Annotated in this window: 15 protein-coding genes; 3 read left to right on the top strand and 12 right to left on the bottom strand. The window is 59.8% G+C overall.

Features of this window, described 5'->3' with window-relative positions; translation table 11 throughout:
- Window positions 1–13: 13 nt before the first annotated feature.
- The 12 genes from CCR79_RS13055 to CCR79_RS13000 all read right to left on the bottom strand — a co-directional run bounded on the left by CCR79_RS13055 (window position 14) and on the right by CCR79_RS13000 (window position 13,271).
- Complete coding sequence (locus CCR79_RS13055) at window positions 14–1,156, bottom strand: glycosyltransferase family 4 protein (protein WP_201173861.1); 1,143 nt, start codon at window positions 1,154–1,156, stop codon at window positions 14–16.
- On the bottom strand, window positions 1,153–1,977 hold the full coding sequence (locus CCR79_RS13050) for an FkbM family methyltransferase (RefSeq protein ID WP_201173858.1): 825 nt from the start codon (window positions 1,975–1,977) through the stop codon (window positions 1,153–1,155). The genes CCR79_RS13055 and CCR79_RS13050 overlap by 4 nt, the downstream gene beginning before the upstream one ends.
- Window positions 1,978–2,147: 170 nt before the next feature.
- Window positions 2,148–3,410, bottom strand: a complete 1,263-nt coding sequence (locus tag CCR79_RS13045; protein ID WP_201173855.1) for an O-antigen ligase family protein — start codon at window positions 3,408–3,410, stop codon at window positions 2,148–2,150.
- Window positions 3,411–3,668: 258 nt separating this feature from the next.
- Window positions 3,669–4,469, bottom strand: coding sequence for a glycosyltransferase (locus tag CCR79_RS13040; RefSeq protein ID WP_201173852.1), 801 nt, complete (start codon window positions 4,467–4,469; stop codon window positions 3,669–3,671).
- The gene (locus CCR79_RS13035) at window positions 4,466–5,914 is read right to left on the bottom strand and encodes a mannose-1-phosphate guanylyltransferase/mannose-6-phosphate isomerase (RefSeq protein WP_201173948.1); all 1,449 of its coding nucleotides are present in this window, start codon (window positions 5,912–5,914) and stop codon (window positions 4,466–4,468) included. Before CCR79_RS13035 ends, CCR79_RS13040 begins: the two co-directional genes overlap by 4 nt.
- A 5-nt stretch (window positions 5,915–5,919) precedes the next feature.
- Complete coding sequence (locus CCR79_RS13030; RefSeq protein ID WP_201173843.1) at window positions 5,920–6,372, bottom strand: GDP-mannose mannosyl hydrolase; 453 nt, start codon at window positions 6,370–6,372, stop codon at window positions 5,920–5,922.
- Between the two features lie 3 nt (window positions 6,373–6,375).
- Window positions 6,376–7,347, bottom strand: a complete 972-nt coding sequence (gene fcl, locus CCR79_RS13025) for a GDP-L-fucose synthase (protein ID WP_201173841.1) — start codon at window positions 7,345–7,347, stop codon at window positions 6,376–6,378.
- A gap of 4 nt (window positions 7,348–7,351) precedes the next feature.
- Window positions 7,352–8,470, bottom strand: coding sequence for a GDP-mannose 4,6-dehydratase (gene gmd, locus CCR79_RS13020; protein ID WP_201173839.1), 1,119 nt, complete (start codon window positions 8,468–8,470; stop codon window positions 7,352–7,354).
- A 22-nt stretch (window positions 8,471–8,492) separates the two neighbouring features.
- The gene (locus CCR79_RS13015) at window positions 8,493–9,728 is read right to left on the bottom strand and encodes a hypothetical protein (protein WP_201173837.1); all 1,236 of its coding nucleotides are present in this window, start codon (window positions 9,726–9,728) and stop codon (window positions 8,493–8,495) included.
- A gap of 26 nt (window positions 9,729–9,754) precedes the next feature.
- Window positions 9,755–10,606 carry a hypothetical protein gene (locus CCR79_RS13010; RefSeq protein WP_201173835.1) on the bottom strand — a complete coding sequence of 284 codons (852 nt, stop codon included), beginning with the start codon at window positions 10,604–10,606 and terminating at the stop codon, window positions 9,755–9,757.
- Window positions 10,607–10,630: 24 nt separating this feature from the next.
- The gene (locus CCR79_RS13750) at window positions 10,631–11,116 is read right to left on the bottom strand and encodes a hypothetical protein (protein WP_242510946.1); all 486 of its coding nucleotides are present in this window, start codon (window positions 11,114–11,116) and stop codon (window positions 10,631–10,633) included.
- Window positions 11,117–11,501: 385 nt separating this feature from the next.
- The gene (locus CCR79_RS13000) at window positions 11,502–13,271 is read right to left on the bottom strand and encodes an ABC transporter ATP-binding protein (protein ID WP_242510945.1); all 1,770 of its coding nucleotides are present in this window, start codon (window positions 13,269–13,271) and stop codon (window positions 11,502–11,504) included.
- A 364-nt stretch (window positions 13,272–13,635) separates the two neighbouring features.
- Here CCR79_RS13000 and CCR79_RS12995 point away from each other — a divergent pair, with 364 nt between their 5' ends.
- The 3 genes from CCR79_RS12995 to CCR79_RS12985 are packed head-to-tail and all read left to right on the top strand — an operon-like array spanning window position 13,636 to window position 18,845.
- Window positions 13,636–14,529 (top strand): hypothetical protein, encoded by an 894-nt coding sequence (locus CCR79_RS12995; RefSeq protein ID WP_201173823.1) that lies wholly within the window; start codon window positions 13,636–13,638, stop codon window positions 14,527–14,529.
- Window positions 14,522–16,870: a hypothetical protein gene (locus tag CCR79_RS12990; protein WP_201173820.1), complete on the top strand. Its 2,349-nt coding sequence runs from the start codon at window positions 14,522–14,524 to the stop codon at window positions 16,868–16,870. Before CCR79_RS12995 ends, CCR79_RS12990 begins: the two co-directional genes overlap by 8 nt.
- Window positions 16,860–18,845, top strand: coding sequence for a hypothetical protein (locus CCR79_RS12985; protein ID WP_201173817.1), 1,986 nt, complete (start codon window positions 16,860–16,862; stop codon window positions 18,843–18,845). Before CCR79_RS12990 ends, CCR79_RS12985 begins: the two co-directional genes overlap by 11 nt.
- The last annotated feature ends 181 nt before the right edge of the window (window positions 18,846–19,026 follow it).

Raw genomic sequence — 19,026 nt, 5'->3', positions numbered from 1 at the left:
ATCGACGACACCTCTAAACAGTGCCTTCTTTAGCTAGGCACTTGATTATATTTGCGATTTTATTGTAGCGTTGCTCCTGTGTCCCAAAATTTTGGGCAGCTATTTTTTTGCCGGCTTTAATCTTTTTTGCTGCTGTGTCTTTGTCGTTTACCGCGTGACTAATCGCGTTTGCAGCCTCGGCTGGCTTTTTTTCATAATAGAAGGCAGCTTCGCCACAAACTGAGGTATTAAATGATCTCCTCGGGATAACAAGCGGTATGCCTAAGTGCATCGCTTCAGCATAAACTGTCGAAAAGGTCTCAAGAATACTTGGAAGAAAAACTACAGACGCCTTTTGATAAAGTTTCATTAAATCAATGTATGGTGTCGTCCCGATGTTTTGTATGAAATCTCCAACACCAAGAGAATGAGCTTCGTTTCGAATCCTGTGTAAAGTGAGGCAGTCTTTGGGCAGGGTTAGATAAAACAAAAATTTTGGCCCGACGTCGCTTCGCAAGACGTCAGCGACTCTTGGGATGATCTCAAGGTTTTTCGTCGGATAAGGCGCAGCTGGCGTAAGAATGATATGTTCTTGGTTTTGACTGTGGTTTGGTCGGTTCGTATCGTTTTTTAAGGTGTAAAATGGGCGGCCAACTGCATTCGGAACGACAGACGTCCTGTGTTGAGGTATTTTAAAGCGCTTGCAGAAGCACTCTCTTGCGTGTTCAGTCTGAAATATGTAGAAACTATGAGAGCTGCACCACCATGTTTTATAAACGGTCGCGACGAATCTCTTAGCTATAGCCGATGGTGGATGCGCAAGATAAGGTTCAAGACCGGCATGGGTTATGTAAGGATCACTTATACCTAGAACGTGGGTGCGGCAAGTGCGGACATAAGCGGGGCCAGCCATTGTGTACACTAGATCTGGATCCTTAGCGTTGATTTGTTTTTCGATAAGTGTTCTTTCTTTTCTCGACCTAGCTGGAGACGAGAAGACGTGGGTTTGGTCTTTGCTCGCGCCCAGTGCTTGTGCTGTCTCGGAGACTTCGTTGCTAAGGAAGAATGTCCACTTGATGCTTGTATCACGTTGTGCATAATAAACAAAATGTGCAGCATTCTGAACTGCGCCACCTGTGGTGTTTGTCGTTGCGTTGAAGATCGCAGAGATGGTCATCTCGCGTGCCCGATGTCTCTTTTTGCGAAGAGGTAATTTCCAGATAACTTTTTGTTTAATGCTTCTCGCGGTGGCAAAGAAGACGTGAAGCATCTAAGAGGTTCGTAGCCACTTTCCGCAAGGAAGTCGGCTAAACTCTGAGTGTTGTCTCCAAATCGGGAGAGGTGGTCGGAATCGATCTCGCATAAGATGTAAAGTGGCGAATTGGGTGCGCGTAATGTTGATTCAGCTCCTTTTAGTATTCTTAATTCAGACCCTTCTGTGTCAAGTTTGAGAAGTTTGAAAGTTTTGTCCGGAGGGGCAGCAAATTGATCCAATGTCTTCGAGATTTTTGTGTTGGTGCTCATTGAGGCCTCGGGTGTATTTGTGCCTAAAGTATAGTACTGCAGATTGGATGGTAGGTTTTTTTCGGCCTCAGTGAAGGGCTGGTTGGCACGCCTCGGGTCTGTGAGGCAGGTGTTGTAAAGCTCAAGAGAATCAAGACCATTGATGTAGGCGTTGAGACGGATGACCGCGCAGTTTGGGGTAGAGGGCTCAAAAGCGGATACTAGGCCATCCCGTCCGACTAAAGACGTTAAGTGTATCGTGAAGTAGCCTATGTTTGCTCCGCAGTCGATGCAGTAATCTCCAGGATCAACGTTTTGATACATCCAAGACAGCTCAGGCTTTTGATAACGGCCGGTTAGAAGGATTTTTCTGCCCGGATGTTCGTTTAGCCATACCAAAAGTTTAAGGCCGCGAGTTTTGGTTTGATAAAGAAAGGGCTGTTGAGGAAAAAGATATTCGGCCAGTGCAAACGCGCGGCGAAGGAATGCTCGCATTTGATGATCCTTTTTGGTAAAGAGTGTTGGAACGTTTTCATGTGATGGGATGTTTTCCTTTAGAACCCGTATAGAATACTACACCATCGCCGTCGATCTCGGTAATACTGGGCAAGATCAGGGCCTCCAGCGGTCTCGAGAACTGAGCTTCTCAGCACCCTGCAAGTCTGTCAGATCATCGTGCGTATCAACGGAGTATTAGATGATCCCGACTTTGTAGGAGGGGAAACAGTTGTGATAGGTTTGCTTTTTTGATGTTGGCGTTCGTCTTTGCTTGTTGTTACAGTCGTAGCCACAAGGAGCCCAAATATAAGCCAAAAATGGGCGGTTATAAAGGTGTCATTCGCAGCTGCATACATAAGAGAGCTAAACAGTGCGAAAACCTCGGGTCTTAAGCGTCCATGCCTTGTAATGGATCTGTAGATAATATAGTAGACGCACAGCAGAAAAAGTGATAAACCAATAATGCCGTGATCCACTAAAAGCTGATAGTAACCGTTATGAATAGACATTCCGTCGTCCATTTGAAGGTAAATGTTACCTCCAACCCCAAATAACATGTCACTTAGGGGAAGGTTAAGAAAAAAAGACAGTGACTCACTGCTTCGAAAGAAACGGTCGGCGGCTAGGTATGGGATGGAATCGCTTATCGCAATGAAATATAAGGTTGGACTTAGTGCAAGCCCGATAAAAACAGGTGCGGCAAAGAAGGCGACAGTTGATATGTTTTTTGTTATTTTTGACTGTAGTGAATGGTGCAAGATCAAGAACAGAATCGAAACGACTAAGGCAAATTGCGCGGTGCGGCTGTTTGTAAGGATGGCCCCTAAGCTGATAATGAAAAAAGTTGTCCAAAGTAATAACCTGTCTTTTCTGGGTGGCGTGTTATCTGTTATAAATGCTAGTATCGCGATGCTCGTTATTGCCACCCAATGCGAAAGATAGTTTGGGTTCATGAATCCGTCAAGACGCAGTATTGTTCCCTCAGAGCGCCCATAAATACCAGAGAGCCCGAACGGAGACGATCCTAAGTAGGCATGATGCAAATAGTCGATGATAGCAAAAAAGATAAAAAGAGAAGTTAGCGTGGCCCAGCCTTTCATTAGAATTGTGTTGTGCGTGAAATGATAAAGAGCGCACATTACTAGCACAATAAGGGCGCCGCGCAGAAAGTATAATGCTGCAATGGACTGTGTTGAAGGATCGACTAGAGGGAAGAAGGAAAAAATGGCTATAGCTGCAATCAAAAAGAAAGTTACAGCAAGATCTCTGCTTTTGAGGTGGAGCCTAGCCGTGGTGGCGGTGACGCCAAAAAAAAGAAGACTAGAAAAAAGGATCATTGCATCAACCAGGCGCATACCCCCATACGGAATGACTCCTAATGCAGGTAAAAAGATTATGGCCAAAACAATTATGCTAAAACGATTGCTCATTTTGATTGCGTCTAAAAAATGAATACAGAATGATCGGTTTACTTAGTCTCATGGTGCATACCGCGTAATCTCGGATTATTCAGCACAGGCGGGTAAATAGGTTGGCGTAGCGCCGAAGCCTCTGGATAATTATGAAGTTGAGCTAGGCGTAGTCATAATTACGGCGGGGTAATGGAGCGCCTTTCTGAAATACGGGGAGACTAGCCATTCTGGTAGGGGCGCTCGGCAAGAAATGGTCCATAATTTATGATTGTGGTGTTATTTTCTGAACAATGATAAACGAACAGGGAGGCTAAGTTTGTAATATTGATTTGGCCCTAAAGTGCGCATTAGTGAGTATTTTATTAGACTCTTCGCTAGTTTGGGGCTGTAGCGGAGTGCAGAATAGCCGCGTGCCGCCCTGCGCTGTTGCCAGTGGTCGATGACCTCGGCGAGGGAGTGCCACGTATTAGACGCGCCACCAATAGAAAAAATTGCGATCTTTTCGTTTAGATGCTCTGATCCAAGGTCTTGAAAGGCACGAGTCATTAACTTCGTGTCGGCTGAGATTGGTAAGGATGTGTCGTAGCGGTTTGTTTTGCAGTAATCAGACGGAAAAAAAACAGCCTGATGTGAGGGTGCGCACCCTTTTCGAATGTCTATTTTTTGTTTTTCGCGTGGGACGGTGTATAGGAAATCTGTGTCGCCTACTCTCTTTAAGGAGTCGCCGTAAAATAAGTGTTCCGGTGGTGCCTTGTAAAGCCGATCAATTATTTTTTTTAGGTCGCATCGGGGGTGGATAAAATCTCCGCTATTTAAAAACAAAAGATACCTCCCGCTGGAATGGGTGATGCCCTTGTTCATAGCATCATATCGACCTTCATCCTCTTCGTGCACAACAATGTCGATCCACCGGTGGGGTGCTATCATTTTTTGACAGCTGTTGTCCCTTGACCCATCGATGACGATTTGCTCTATGTCGCCTGGCTGATACTTTGGATAGATGCTTTCTAGTGTTTCTTTAAGTTCTTTGGGGTTTTCGAAGCAAATCGTGATGATTGATAGCGCTGGTTGAGTCATTCTTTACGCCCATATAGGTCGGAGATCCGCAGGATATCATCTTCCCCGAGATAACTTCCTGACTGGACCTCAATAAGCTCAAGAGGGATGCTGCCAGGGTTCTCAAGGCTATGAACCTGCCCAACGGGGATGAAAGTCGACTCATTCTCGGTTACCAAGTACTCGCGCTCGCCTTTCTCAACCTGCGCCGTACCTTTAACTACAACCCAATGCTCAGCCCGATGGTGGTGCAGTTGCTTTGATAGCCGCGCCCCGGGGTTCACGGTGATGCGCTTGACCTGGTAGCGGTGGCCAGTGTCGATGGACTCGTAACAGCCCCAGGGTCGGTACACGACGCGGTGGTTGATGTGCTCGGTGCGGCCCTGGCGTTTAAGCTCGTGTACAAGGTTGCGAACATCCTGCACCCGGTGGCGATCGGCTACGAGTACGGCATCTTTGGTGGCTACGATCACCAGATTCTCTACTCCTAGGCAGGTGAGCAGGGTGTCCTCAGCTTCCATGAAGCTGTTCTGAACGCCTTCGGTAAGGATATCGCCCCTGGCGACATTGCCTTCGTGGTCTTGCTCGCTGATCGCCCAGAGCGCAGACCAGGAGCCGACGTCGCTCCAACCGGCGTCCAGGGGTACCACCGCGGCGTGTTCGGTGCGCTCCATGAGGGCGTAATCGACGGAGATGCCCGGGCTTTGACAGAACGCGTCGGCGTCGATGCGCAGGAAGGGGTAGAGAGTATCCGTCGCGGCGTCCGTCGATGTCTGTGGCAGGGCCTGACGGCAAGCGTTTAGTACGTCAGGCTCGAAGCGGTCAAGTTCGGCAAGGTAGGTTGAGGCGCGGAACAGGAACATCCCGCTGTTCCAGAGATAACCGCCGTCGTCCACGTAATGCTGAGCGGTGGCCGCGTCCGGCTTTTCTACAAAGCGCCGGACCGCGTACCCGCCTGCCGGCAGTGGTGCGCCTTGCTTGATGTAGCCGTACCCCGTCTCCGCGCTCGTCGGCACTACGCCGAAGGTGACGAGGTGCCCCTCGGCAGCTAGCGCGGCTGCGTCGTCTACAGCTCGATGAAAGGCGGCTGTGTCCTCCATGGCGTGGTCGGCGGGAAGGACGAAAAGTAACGGATCGTCGCCGTTGCGGGTGGCGTGCAGCGCGGCGAGGGCGATGGCCGGGGCCGTGTTGCGTCCCTCGGGCTCGAGAAGCAGCGGGGCACTCTCAAGCCCGCACTGGCGCAGTTGCTCCGCGGCAAGAAAACGGTGCTCCTCGTTGCAGACGAACAACGGCGTGGCGTGCCGCAGTCCCTCCAGGCGTCTCACCGTCTGCTGCAGCATGCTTTCCTCGCCGAGCAGCGGCAGGAACTGCTTGGGATAAAGCTCTCGGGAGGCCGGCCACAGGCGTGTGCCGGAGCCGCCGGCCATGATGACCGGCTGGAGGGTCAGGGAATCCGAAGACGGCATGGTGCTCACAGGAAATAGGCTTGGGTGTAGGGGTGTACGTCCGCTGCCGAGCGCACACGCTCGCGGGGCCACCAGGCCAGCGACTGGTGCTGATCGCGGGGGAGCGCTGTTGGCTCAAGCCCGGCGAGCTGGCAGCGGTGGGCGAGGACTACATAATGGGTTGAGGTCTGCGGGTCGACGGCTGACTCGTCGTAGAAGTGCTCGTAGACGCCGACGAACTCCGCGTCCGCGCGCTCGAGCGACAGGCCGAGCTCGCTCTGCGTCACACGACGGAACGCCTCGTCCAGCGATTCGCCCTTCCGTACCCGCCCGCCGGGCACGAACCACCACCCCTGTGCCGGCGGGTTGGTGCGTTCTCCAAGCAGGTAACGATCCGCGCCGTCGTGGATCAGCAGGTCGATGGAGATCAGCGGCGTCGCAGCGATGACCTGCCGGAAGGTCTCAGCTGGTAGCCACATCGCTCAGCCGCGCGCCTCGTCACGGTGCTGGCGGTACCAGTCGTAGGTCTGCGACAACCCCTCACGCAGCGGGATCTCCGCCTGCCAGCCGAGCCTCTGGAGCCGCGAGACGTCGAGGAGCTTGCGCGGCGCTCCATCCGGCTTGCTGGTGTCGAAGCGCAGCCGCCCCTCGTAGCCGACCACCGCCTGGATGGTCTCGGCCAGCTCGCGGATGGTGAGATCCACGCCGGTGCCGACGTTGAGGTGGCTGCGCTGCGGCTCGGTGTGCGCCTCGTACTCGGCGCGCGGTAACTCCATGACGTGCTGACAGGCGGCGGCGAGGTCGTCGACGTGCAGGAACTCGCGGCGCGGCGAGCCACTGCCCCAAATGGTGACCTCCGGTGCGCCTCGCTCCTTTGCCTCGTCGAAGCGGCGCAGCAGGGCCGGGATGACGTGGCTGTTCTCGGGGTGGAAGTTGTCGCCGGGGCCGTAGAGGTTGGTGGGCATGACGCTGCGGTAGTCGCGCCCATGCTGGCGGTTGTAGCTCTCGCAAAGCTTGATCCCGGCGATCTTCGCCACCGCGTACGGCTCGTTGGTCGGCTCCAGCGGCCCGGTGAGCAGCGCCTCCTCGGCCATCGGCTGCTCGGCCTCGCGCGGGTAGATGCACGACGAGCCGAGGAAGAGCAGGTGCTGGACGTCGGCCTGGTGCGCGGCGTGGATCACGCTGGTAGCGATGGCCAAGTTGTCGTAGATGAAGTCGGCGGGGTAGGTGTTGTTGGCATGGATGCCACCCACCCGGGCGGCGGCCAGGTAGACAGCGTCGATCTGCGCCTCGCGCAGGAAGGCCTCAACCTGCGCCTGGTCGCGCAGATCCAGATCAGTGCGATCGCGCGTGGTGACCTCGTAGCCGTCCTGGGCCTGCAGCCGGCGGACGAGGGCGGCGCCGACCATCCCCTTGTGGCCGGCGACGAAGATGCGTTGCGGGCGTTCGCTCATCCGATCACTCCCGGCTGATGCGGACGTCGTAGCCGTGGCCCTTGAGCAGGGCGTGGCGCTTGGCCTGGTCGAGGTCCTCGGCGACCATCTCCCGGATCATCGCCTCGAGGCTGATCTCCGGCTCCCAGCCGAGCTCCCGGCGGGCCTTGCTGGGATCGCCGAGCAGGGTCTCCACCTCGGTGGGGCGGAAGTAGCGCGGATCGACCTCGACGATGACATCGCCCACCTCCACCTCCGGGGCGTCGTCGCCGTGGACGGCGGTGACAACGGCGTACTCCTCGGCGCCCTCGCCGTGGAACGCCAGTTCGATGCCAAGCTCCTGGGCGCTTAGGCGGACGAACTCGCGGACTGAGCACTGCTGCCCGGTGGCGATCACGAAGTCATCGGGCTGCTCCTGTTGGAGCATCAGCCACTGCATGCGCACGTAGTCCCGCGCGTGGCCCCAGTCGCGCAGGGCGTCCAGGTTGCCTAGGTAGAGGCGCTCGTCGAGCCCTTGGGCGATATGGGCCAGGCCGCGGGTGATCTTGCGCGTGACGAACGTTTCGCCCCGGCGCGGCGACTCGTGGTTGAAGAGGATGCCGTTGCAGGCGTAGAGGCCGTACGCCTCGCGGTAGTTGACCACGATCCAGTAGGCGTAGAGCTTCGCGGCGGCGTAGGGGCTGCGCGGGTAGAACGGCGTGGCCTCGTTCTGCGGCGTCTCCTGCACCAGGCCGTAGAGCTCCGAGGTCGAGGCCTGGTAGAAGCGGGTCCGCTTCTCCATGCCGAGCAGGCGGATCGCCTCGAGCAGCCTCAACGTGCCCAGGGCGTCGACGTCCGCCGTGTACTCCGGCGCCTCGAAGCTGACCGCCACGTGGCTCTGCGCAGCGAGGTTGTAGACCTCGTCCGGCTGGACCTCCTGGAGGATCCGCGTCAGGTTCGAGGTGTCGGTCAAATCCCCATAGTGCAGGATGAAGCGCTGATCCGGGTCGTGCGGATCCTGGTAGATATGATCGACGCGCTCGGTGTTGAACGACGACGCCCGGCGCTTGATGCCGTGGACCTCGTAGCCTTTGGACAGCAGGAACTCGGCGAGGTAGCTGCCGTCCTGGCCGGTGATGCCGGTGATGAGAGCTGTCTTATGCATGTGCGCCTCTTCCGGTGGCCTGTCAGGAAAGCTCTATGATCGGCACGGGCCTATAGGATTTTCCAAAAACCAAACGCCCAACCATAGCAAGCGCGCGATGCTTCCCTCCGGTGATCGCCCCGTTCGTAACCTCAATTGGATTATTTTTTAGGAGTCTATCAATATCGTGTTCGCCCATCTCGGGTAGAGTTTCATAGTAGCGGCTACTGAAAAGGGGTGGGTCCCCGATATTCCGGATGTACTCATTCGCCCTGGCGTAAGGGTGCACGTTGTGACGGAACTGATACCAAACGCAATACCAGAAGTAATTGTTCCCGCTCCACCAAAAGTCAATGTCTAGGTTGGCCGGATCCGCGAAAGGAGAGGTTGTGTCGCTCTCGACTACAGCCGTGTTGATCTTTTCTTGAACCTGGGGGTCTGCAAGATGGTCAACGATATCGCCGATCATTGAGAGGCGGCCATTGTCAGTGACGAGGTCAAGATGGCGCTTGCGCCAACGCCAATTGAATGATTCGGACGGCTCAAGATGGAGGTTTCGAAAATCGGACTCGGAAAGAATCTTATAACGAACCTGGAAGGGGGTCAGCATATTCAATCTAAGAGCTGCCCTACCAAGGCCGTGTCGCGGCGCGCGATTCGCTAGGAGTGATTGCGTCTTGTCCTTCACCTTTTTGGGGTGGCGGATCTGAGCTGCTTTTCGCAAGCCGCGTCCGGTAGCATCTCCTAACTTGGACTGTGACTTGTAGGTTCTTTCCAGCAGGGTGCCACTGTCGCCCGGGGCGGGAAAAGGGGACGCGTCCACTTTAACTTGCTCAAGCTGCTCAAAGTGGTGACGCGGATGATGTCGCTTCTTATAGCCAAGACGCTTGCGCCCTTTCCTTCTGAATAAACAAATATCAATGTAACGGTATTCCCTCTCAACCGATATGATGTCCTCGGTGTTACGAATGAGCCGGAATCCGTCTTTTTTAAGGTAGCGTTCTATGAGGTCTAGCAGCGGTGGTCTCTGTCCGACGAAGATCCCGATGTCGTCATCGTGGTCATCAGGTAATTGCTGATTCTTCCAAGCACCGAGAAGGGTCTTTCCGTAGAGCCAGTGAATGATGTTGTGCTGGCTAAGGGCGTTTGAAAGGTCCCTAAGATTACGCAACCGAATCTGATCACGCTCGCTGGTAGGCCGTTTACTCCAGTAGACCTGGTTGATCCGAAAATCGTACGAGGTCCAAGGCTCAGGCGGAGTATAAGTGGGTCTGTTCATGTTGTTCCTTTGATAAAAAATGATCCCTACTCGAGCCCGTTGTCAAAAATGTCATCAAATATTTGAAGGGCCTGCTTCTTGGAATAAAAGCCATTTACCACGTTGGGCCAGTAGGGGGCGTCCTCACGTCGCACAATCCTCTTGACCCGTACCGGTACTTCCGAGTATCCAAGAGCTGATAAAACGCAGAGGCGATGTTGGTTCGTATGCGGTTGCCAGCGCCACTCATCATCTTCCCGTAATAAGATGCTAACCGGTGGGTCTCCGCCTGGGGCCGCAGAGCGTTTGTAACCGTTTTCAAGTATGCTGAAAAAGACGCGGTACAGCCGTCTGGACTCTATCTGGACCTTCTCGTCGTTAACGGGGCCCGTCCACGCCCATCCGCCGGTCGTCACATCAAGGTCGTATCCCTCGCGTTTGTTTTCAGTGCGCACGGACCTTGATACTTTTTCCTTCCACTGGTCTAAATTGTGCTCCTGCCAAGGTAGAAGGGCTGCCCATGGTGGTTGTCGGGTAAGGATATCATGATCGGGAAGGCTTAATAGTTCCGCAGCTGAATTCCATGTAGCGCGCCCTAGGCTATTTGCCAGCTCATCTCTCAGGACTGAGTAATTACTGATATTTCTAAATTCTAAGAATCGAGATATCGCGGAGATATAGGGGTGTTGCGAATTGGAGCCGAGAACGCCTCGGGGTAAAGCGCGCCCAGCCCCGAGAGGCAAAGAGACTAAAACATCTCGTGTCAAGTAGTAATCGATTGCGCGTGTTGGGATTTCTATGTTGCGTAAATCAAGGTAATACGGGAGTCGCTGTACATTGAAATGAAATCCATGCCGGTTTGCAATCTTGTTTGCGATGTTTTTGATGTCTGGCGCCATGCTTTATTGGTAAGGTGGGCTGTATTACACGGGTTGGCGGGGGCGCTCGTCAGTAGTTTGAGGTACATCAAAATTAAATCTTTCAATTTGCTCCCTGTGAAGTTCATATATTAATTTAAAGGATTTTGGTGCCTTGCTGAACAGGTCAGTAGTGGTTGCTTCAGCCGGCCTGTAACCGGATTTTGCAGTAATACGTTCAAACGTTTCGGATAGGCCGTGTAATCCGGATTCCTCAGATTCAAGGCGGTGAAGGTCGTCGTGAAGTTTACCGTATCGTATATAGAAGTCTATGATGTCTTTGTTGTTGATTTGGTAGAAGTAATTGTTTGATGCAACCCTGCAAAGGTTTTTCGTTGCCCAGTCCTCGAAGGCGGGTTTTAGGTTTTTGTCCTTGTTCTCCCAAAAGTAAAATGAAACCGCGACATCGAAGGGGTTTCGTATTATCGATACTTTCTTGTATTTATTCCAGATGGTCTCGCCGAGAGCTTGCTTTGCCTCTTCTGCGGGCATATGGCTAAAATACTTTGGGGGTCGGAAGCCTTGCTTCTTATAGAGTGATTTCGCTATGCGAGATAGCGGTAACTGTAGTGTTTCTTTTAGTGTGTGTTTGTAGTTTTGTGGGCCACGGAATCGGTTTTTTTCTCTGATTAACTCGTCTTCGTTTCTGAAGGGTGTAATTATGTCGCTTGCGGCTGCATACCTAGAAAGCGCGATCTCGAAGGAGGTTCCTGCTACTTTCTGTGGTTTTAAAAAAATAAGTTGGTGTTGATGTAATACGATCATAGGAAGAAGGGCTGGTCGTTCATGGGTGAATGTCAGTTTCGGTGAGCCGTGCATTGGGAGGTCTTTTTTAAGAAAACACTCCGACAGACGGGCGTTCGCGTTGGGTAAAACGCTAGAAAGTAATATCCAAATCCCTGAGCGCGCCTTTGTCTGCAATCTGCCCCTTCTCCAGCAGCACCACCTGATCACAGTTGCGCACGGTGCTCAGCCGGTGGGCGATGAGGATGATGGTCTTCTGGTTCTGGAGGGCGTCAATCGCCTCCATCACGGCTTTCTCGGTGACGTTGTCCAGGGCGCTGGTGGCCTCGTCGAAGACCAGGACGCTCGGATCGTGGTAGAGAGCCCGGGCGATGCCGATGCGCTGGCGCTGGCCGCCGGATAGGCGCACGCCGCGCTCGCCGACGACGGTCTCGTACTGCTGCGGCATCTCGTGGACGACGAAGTCGTGGAGCTGCGCCATGCGCGCGCAGCGCTCCACCTGCTCGTGGTCGATGCGCTCCGGGGGCACGCCCAGGGCGATGTTCTCGGCCACCGAGGCGTCGGTGAGGAAGATCTCCTGCGGCACGTACCCCAGCGCCTGCTGCCAGGCGCGCAGGTTGGTGTCCGTCACCGGCTCGCCGTCCACGGTGATCGCGCCTTCGGTGGGTCGAAGCAGCCCGAGGATCACGTCCACCAACGTCGTCTTGCCGGCGCCGGTGCTGCCCACCAGCCCCACCGAGCTGCCCACCGGAATATGCAGATCGATCCCCTGCAGCGCCGGCGCCGGGGCGTTGGGGTAGGTGTAGTGGACGTTCTCCAGCGCCACCTCTCGTTGCGGGACCAGCGGCGCCGGCGGCTGCTTGCGGATCTCGGCCAGCGCCTGGCGGCGGTGCAGGTCGTCGTAGACCGCGTCCACCGCGCCGCCGCCAAAGCGCAGCTTGGCCAGGCCCTGGTAAACGTGCTGCGCGGCGGGGAGCATCCGGTAGCCGGCGAAGGCGTAGAGCCCGAGCACCGGCAACACCTCGCCGAGCCCGCCGCCGGTCGCCCCGCCGTGGGTGGCCATGAGCACCAGGGTTAGGGCGATGATGCCGCCGAAGGCCACCGCCTCGATGAGGAACTTCGGCACCTGGGAGAGCGTCTGGCTGGTGGCCTGGTGCTTGGCGAAGCGGATCGATGGCCCGCGGAAGCGCGACAGGTAGGCGTGCTCGCGGCCGAGCAGCTTGATGTCCTTGATCCCGCCCAGGGCCTCCCCGGCGGCCTGGAAGCGCTCCTGGTTGGCCCGGACCCGGTCGCGGCCGATGCGATCCAGGAAGCCGCGGACGCCCCAGTAGATGAGCGCGTACATACCGCCGAGCACGGCAGCGACGCCGGCCGCCAGCACGGGATCGATGACCACCAGCAGGGTGATGATGGCGATGACCACCACGCCGTAGGCTAGGGCATCGAGCCCCGGCTTGATGACTTGCTGCTGGAGCTGCTGGGTCTCCGTCAGGATGCTCTTGCCCATGTCGCCGCTGTGGCGATTCAGGAAGTAGGCGTAGGGCTGACGCAGGTAGGTCTCCAGCAGCCGTTCGCTGAGGCTGTGCATGCGCATCCACGCCCAGCGGTTCATGGCGTAGATGGTCAGCGAGCGAAACGCGGCCGAGAAGACAATCAGCACGAAGGCGCCGGCGCCGAGGGCCATGAGGAAGGCGTCCACCGACTCGAAGCCGAGGCCGACATAGAGCTGGTTGAGGACGGGGTTGGTCTCTACTACCTCTGGGTTACCGAGCACGCTCAAAAACGGCATCACCGAGGCGACCCCGGCCGTCTCGAGCAGGGCCATGACGACAACCATCCCGAGGACCAAGGCGCCGCGGCGCTTCTCCTGACGGCTGAGCAGGCTGAGGAGTTTCTTGAGCAAAGGGGCTCCTGAACGGCTTTACGGTGAATAACAGGGGCGGGCGTTTGGGCACGCTACCGCCGGGACGGTGACGCCTGGGCAGGCCCGTCTCGCTAGGGGTGTTCAGTTTGTGAACGGCAATTCCATCACACGCGGTGGGGCGGGGCAAGCTCCAAGGCGCTCGCCCGCGCCCGCCCCAAGGCTGATGCACGAATGCCCCTCAATTCAGGGTCATTGACGGCATACCTGGCTCCGAGCCGACTCGACAATCGCCTTGATCCTCAGCGCAGGAGCGCGCTCACACCAGTGATCCGCTCGGCGCGAGGAGACGAGGCGGGTGCGAGCCCCGCCTCCGAAACGGGTGATTGGTTCGGAGGTAACTGCAATGAGTCAACTGGGTGAGATCATCCTCTACGAGTCGGTGCGGATTCCCGCTCAAGAGGTGTTGGTTGAGGCGCCGAAGGTTTTGCCGCCCGAGCGCATCGACCCGGTGCGCGGAGCGCCGCGGGCTGACGGGCTTCACTTGCCGGCTACCCCGCCAATCCTGTTCGATACCGACGAGCGACGAGACCTTCTCAATCCGCTCGTCGTGGCGCAGGAAGCTGGAGTTGTGCATCCAAAGTCCCGCTTCAGAGCGCTTGCGATCCGCAAGGGCGATCTGGAGGCGCCGGAACTGGAGGCGCTACTGCGTTTTTTCTGCGGATCTGTGCAGCCGGCACTGCTGACATCGCGCGTCAGCTGGCGGGAGGCGATCGACTGGCTGCGCTCGGATGCGCACCTGCGCTCGGTGATCCGTCGCAAGCTCTTCGATCTGTCCGGGGATGGTCAGCTGACGGCCAAGCAGGAGCGATTGATTCTCCGGCACACCGTAAGTCGGTCGTCGCTGGAGAAGTACCGCAGTCCTCGAAGCAGCGTCAACACCGCGCAAGCCGCGCGGGAACCTGCTCGAAGCGAAACGACCATGGATGAAGGGTCGGCAGACAGCACGGTCCCTCAGGTGCTCAGCAGCACCCAGGTGGACGCGTCGATCTGGCAGGCTGCTCTGGCGCGGTGGGATGCATTAAGGCTGTGCGAGCAATACGGGTTGCCGACCCTTCAAGAGGTTGTGGACGCGCTGGCACCCGCCCAGGATAAAGCCGGTGAAGGCTTGGCACCGAAGATCGTGCGCACTATGGCTGATCCGCAGTATCCCTGGGATGACGGGCAAAAAGTGGAGAGGCTTGCCGAGCGAGTGCGCCAGCGTCTCGCGGAACACGCATCGGGGATGGAGCATGGTTGACGGCGAAGGCACGCTGCTTCCTGACGCCGTATGCGCGCGGTGGCGGGAGCGCTTGCGTGACCTGGGTGATATCCGGCTGCGGGATGCGATCATGGCCGTGGTGGCGACGCACCTGCCGCCGGTCTGCCAAGCAGCGCTGCGCGATAGCCTGCTGCTCTTCGCGCAGGACCACGGCCCACCCGCCGGCTTTCCCCTTGAGCAGCTGCGCAGCCACGTGAGGGCCTTCGGCCTGCCCGAGGGCTATCCCCAGCGCTACCGGACGCCGTATCCGCTGCATGCGGCCATCACCCGGGTCTTTCCGAATGAGCCGCCAGCGCGGCGGGTGCTGGTGGATTGGTTCCGCACCAGCCCTGGTGACAACGCTCGGATCTACTATCGCCAACTGCTCGCGGTGCGCCGCTGCCTGCAGTTGTGTCAGCCGGCGCTCGCCGACGTGGCCCCGGAGGAGGGGGCGCGGGTCTGTTGGCAGGCGCTGAATGCCATGACGCTTGATGCGAAGCAGCAGGACGATGCCCGGCTGTTTTTCGAGCTTTTGCAGGGCCAGCGGCAGGTCGGGGTCAACCAGGTGTATCAGCCCGCGGGCAAACGCCCGCGCGGGCCGGATCCGGAGGTCCTGCGGGCGCCGTTGCTCGAGCGCGCCGACCGGCAGCGCGGCGCTCCGCCGTCCGGACGCCGGACGGCGGGGCAAGACACGCCCGGGGAAGGGGATTCGGCGCAGCGCACCTTGGCGTCGGCACGCTACCGTCCGCGCCGCGATGCCCGTACCCGTCGCCAGGCCGAGCCGGCAGACCCGGATCACCCGCAAACGTGGGTGCGCGAGCAGCCCTCCGCCCTGACCGAGGCCGATGATCGCTTCGCGCAGCGCCACGGCCCGCGCTTGGCCGCCACGTCCGTGTTGAACACCCCGACGGATCTCCACCGGCTACCGACCGGGCCCGTGGTCCAGGCCCTGTCGGTGCTGGCCAAGGATCCGCTGGACTGGGCTTACGCTTGGCTGCTGTTGACCACCGCTTTGCCGCCGCAGCGCTTAGCCACACTGCAGCGGGCGGGCAGCGCCCCGGAGGATCAGGCGCCGCATGAAAGCGCCGGGCTTTTGGTCTATCGGTTGCTCGATGGACCGGTGGCGGTCGGGACCGGGGCCAACCGCCAGGTGACGTTGCGCCTGCCAGCGGGCATTGCGCAGGCCTTGGCCGATGCGCCGCACCAAGCACCGTTCACGGGCCAACCGGGTCGCATCAACCGCCGCCTGCGCTGTGCCCTCGACGGTACGCCGGGGCTGCTGCCCACGGCAGACCGCCTGCGCGCAACCGCCGAACTATGGATCGAGGCCAACGCCCGTGATGCGGTCGCTGCACGTGCGCTGACGGGGCGCTTCGGGCTGGCGCAGAATGCCCCCGCCGCCTATCGCCGGTTCGCATCCGGCGAGCTGCAGGGATTGTTCGAGGCGGTCACCGACGAATGGGCGCAGGCCGCGGGCCAGCGAGCCGGCGATGACCCCGACCTCGCGCAACGACTCGCGGCGCTGCGTTTTGAGTCGGCGTCGTCCGAGGCGGTGGAGCCGGCACCGACCGGGTCGCGGCGGGCGATCCCGCCGGCCGCCTACGAGCCGTGGCTGCGGCGTCTGCGCCGGGGTGCCGACGGCGTCGGGGCGCATCTACTCCAGCTCCCCCCGAATGATCCGCGCTGCGCGGAGAAGCTGCTGCAGGTCGTTCGTCTGCACGCGGCCTACACGAGCCTGGTTTGGCTGCTGGCCACCGGGGCTCGCCCGATCGGGCCGCGCACCGAGTGGGTCGTCGCCGAGCGCGGTGTGCTCGCCGCAGCGCACCCGGCCGCGTACCTGGCGGACAAATCGAGCGGGGTGTACCGCGAGCGGCGCGTGATCCCGGTCTGCCGTCCGCTGGAGCAGCAGTTGCAGGTCCATGAGCGGGTGCGCAGGATTGTGGCGCAGCTCCTTGAGCGCCGCGGTTTCACGGTGACCGATCAACGCCCCACGGCGCAGCAGGCGCTGCCCGCTGAACTGGTCCGTCTTCGCCGCGATACGCTCGAGTGCCGCCTCTTCACCCAGCCGCGGCTGGAGGCCGCGCTGCGCGAGGCGGGCCTGGAACCGGATCGGCAGGCGCGCAATGCCCCGCGACACACGGTGGCAACGGTGCTGCGTGAGCGTTTGGCCCAGCGGCAGGTCGATGCCGTGCTCGGCCACGCCCGCGCGGGTCTGGGGGTCTGGGCGCCGGGCAGTACCGAGGGTTTTGACGCCGCGGCGGTGTACCGGGCCTTCACGGAGCTGCTCGATGCCGCGGGTGCGACGGTCCATGAGCCCCAAGGGGTTGCCGATGTCCTTTGACCGGACGACGTTGATCGAAACCCTGCAGCCGGAGCGCCGCGCGCTGGGCCTTGAGGATGCGGCGCATTGGGAGCAGGTCGTCGATGCCCTCGCGGCGGCGCTCGATGAGCAGGGGCGCCTGGATGCGCCGGGGCTCAGGGCGTTGGAGCAGGCGACCTTTGATCCGCAGCGCCGATCCAGGCGCCGGCATCGGGCCTGGTTGCGGCGGCTTTTGCAGCGGCTCAATCAGACGGGCCGGATCGAGGCGGTCCTGCCGGTCACCCCGATCCTCGAGCCCCGGCCCTCGATGCTGGCGGTCAGCCCGGAGCAGCTGCGCTGTCAGATCACTGCCGCCGCGCTGGATGCGTACCTGGATCCCTGGCTGCGCCGGCGCACTGATACCGATTCAGCAGACCGGCTCTTTGCCCTGGCCGTGCGTCTGACAACACGGGTCGGAATGGGCGAACGCGTGATGGTCGGTACACTGGCGCGCCTGCGCTGGGCCGATGTCGATCGGGACGGGACGCTGGCGCTGCCCGTCGAGCCGACGGATTTCAGCGGGGCGGTGCACCCTGTCCGGCCGCCGAAGGCGTGCCGCAAGCACCTGCCCCCGCGTCCGCGGGCGGCGGGCGATCGGCTGGTGGCCGCCCCGGTGCTTGTCAGCGCAACGCCGCCTGACGACGCGGCAGCGGTGCGCGCTTATGAGCGCATGCTCCGGCGGTGGCTGCGCGATGCGTTCGCCGCCTTTGCCGCGGATTTCGAGCGTGAGCGCCGGGTCCCCGGCGCCACCGTCCGTGGGTGGCAGCGCTTCGCCCACGCCGGGCGGCTGCTGCCGCTGGCCTACGGCGTGCCGGCGGCCTGGGTCGAGCTGCTCGCCGCGTTTCCGTTGCCGGCGGCGGCGCGCACGGGCACCGGTGCCCGTCTCGACTGGTCCGTGCAGACCGCGCAGCGCGGGCCTGGGGATCGGCTCCTGCGCCCGGCGCCCCACCCCCGTACAGGGGCGGGCGAGGGGGCGGTGGAGCGCCCGCAACCGGGCCCCATCGGCGACGATCCGATGCCCCGGCCGGAGGACTGGCCGCGTCGTGCGCGCAATCTCCTCGATGCCTTCATCGCCCGGATGCGCGCGCTGCAGACGGGGCGCGGGACACTGCCCGCCCGCGCACGGGAGGAAGCGCTGGCCGCGTGCACGGCGCTGCTCGAACGCGCCGATGCGCTCGGCTACCCGGCGAGCATCGTGCAACTGGCGCTCGCCTGGGGGGCCGACAAGTTGCTCCGCGACGGGGTCAAGGTCCAGACCCTCGCCGATTACTACAGCCGGATCGCCTCACCGGAGCTGCTGGGCATGGAGGAGGTGCTGGATCTGCGCGACTGGGACGATGAGACCATCGAGGAGGTCACCGGGTGCGTGGTCGCGGCGCGGCGGTGGAGTCCTCGCAGCGCCGAGCACTTTCGCACCACCTGGTTCGAGCTGCTGCGCTACGGCCAGCAGGCCGGCGGGTGGCTGGCCGAGGCCGAGTTCGCGCTGAGCACAACGCGCGGGGGTGCGGCGCACGCCCCGGCGCGGACGGCGATCGTCACCCCCGCCGAGTTCGAGTACGCCCACGGCGTCCTGGTAAGCCGCGAGCACGATGCGCGTTACGCGCAATGGGCCGCCGCGCTGACGCTCGGCTTCTACGCCGGTGTGCGTGCCTCGGAGGTCTGCGCGCTGACCCTCGGCGATCTCTTTGTCGATGCCACCGAGTGCTGGGTGGAAATCCGAGCCGGCAAGACGCCGGCGGCACGGCGGCGGATCCCGCTCCACGCCCTGGCGCCGCCGGGGCCGGTGGCGCAGATCCAGGGCTGGGCGCAGCGCCGGCGTCAGCAGTTCCCGTGGGAGCGAGCGCAGGACGTTGCGCTATTTGGGCCGGAGGGCAATGCGCGCGGGTACCGCCACCACGGGCTGATCGCTCCACTGCTCGAGGTCCTGCGCCCCGAAGTTCGTCAGCTAATCGCGTAACTTCCCGTTTTGCTTACACCTCGTAAGCGAAAAATGCCACAACAGGCCTTCAGGCGGGCCGTTTCGGGACCTCGATGCCGACGTCTTTGAACAGCTCCAGTTGCTCCGGTGATGGCTTGGTCACGCCCTCGAAGTCGCGGCCACCGATGCGCACGGTGTGGCGCTGGATCTGACGCAGCGT

Source organism: Halorhodospira halophila, from assembly GCF_016653405.1.
Taxonomy (GTDB): domain Bacteria; phylum Pseudomonadota; class Gammaproteobacteria; order Nitrococcales; family Halorhodospiraceae; genus Halorhodospira; species Halorhodospira halophila_A.
Note: the sequence above shows the minus strand (reverse complement) of the source record. Positions and strands in the feature narration are given on the sequence as shown.

What these genes read in the sequence shown, in the direction of transcription:
- CCR79_RS12990 (WP_201173820.1), top strand. Translation starts at nt 14,522, where the DNA reads ATGGTTGACGGCGAAGGCACGCTGCTTCCTGACGCCGTATGCGCGCGG.
- CCR79_RS12995 (WP_201173823.1), top strand. Translation starts at nt 13,636, where the DNA reads ATGAGTCAACTGGGTGAGATCATCCTCTACGAGTCGGTGCGGATTCCC.
- CCR79_RS13040 (WP_201173852.1), bottom strand. Translation starts at nt 4,469, where the DNA reads ATGACTCAACCAGCGCTATCAATCATCACGATTTGCTTCGAAAACCCC.
- CCR79_RS12985 (WP_201173817.1), top strand. Translation starts at nt 16,860, where the DNA reads ATGTCCTTTGACCGGACGACGTTGATCGAAACCCTGCAGCCGGAGCGC.
- CCR79_RS13750 (WP_242510946.1), bottom strand. Translation starts at nt 11,116, where the DNA reads ATGCCCGCAGAAGAGGCAAAGCAAGCTCTCGGCGAGACCATCTGGAAT.
- gmd (WP_201173839.1), bottom strand. Translation starts at nt 8,470, where the DNA reads ATGCATAAGACAGCTCTCATCACCGGCATCACCGGCCAGGACGGCAGC.
- CCR79_RS13055 (WP_201173861.1), bottom strand. Translation starts at nt 1,156, where the DNA reads ATGACCATCTCTGCGATCTTCAACGCAACGACAAACACCACAGGTGGC.
- CCR79_RS13030 (WP_201173843.1), bottom strand. Translation starts at nt 6,372, where the DNA reads ATGTGGCTACCAGCTGAGACCTTCCGGCAGGTCATCGCTGCGACGCCG.
- fcl (WP_201173841.1), bottom strand. Translation starts at nt 7,347, where the DNA reads ATGAGCGAACGCCCGCAACGCATCTTCGTCGCCGGCCACAAGGGGATG.
- CCR79_RS13035 (WP_201173948.1), bottom strand. Translation starts at nt 5,914, where the DNA reads ATGCCGTCTTCGGATTCCCTGACCCTCCAGCCGGTCATCATGGCCGGC.
- CCR79_RS13045 (WP_201173855.1), bottom strand. Translation starts at nt 3,410, where the DNA reads ATGAGCAATCGTTTTAGCATAATTGTTTTGGCCATAATCTTTTTACCT.
- CCR79_RS13050 (WP_201173858.1), bottom strand. Translation starts at nt 1,977, where the DNA reads ATGCGAGCATTCCTTCGCCGCGCGTTTGCACTGGCCGAATATCTTTTT.
- CCR79_RS13015 (WP_201173837.1), bottom strand. Translation starts at nt 9,728, where the DNA reads ATGAACAGACCCACTTATACTCCGCCTGAGCCTTGGACCTCGTACGAT.
- CCR79_RS13010 (WP_201173835.1), bottom strand. Translation starts at nt 10,606, where the DNA reads ATGGCGCCAGACATCAAAAACATCGCAAACAAGATTGCAAACCGGCAT.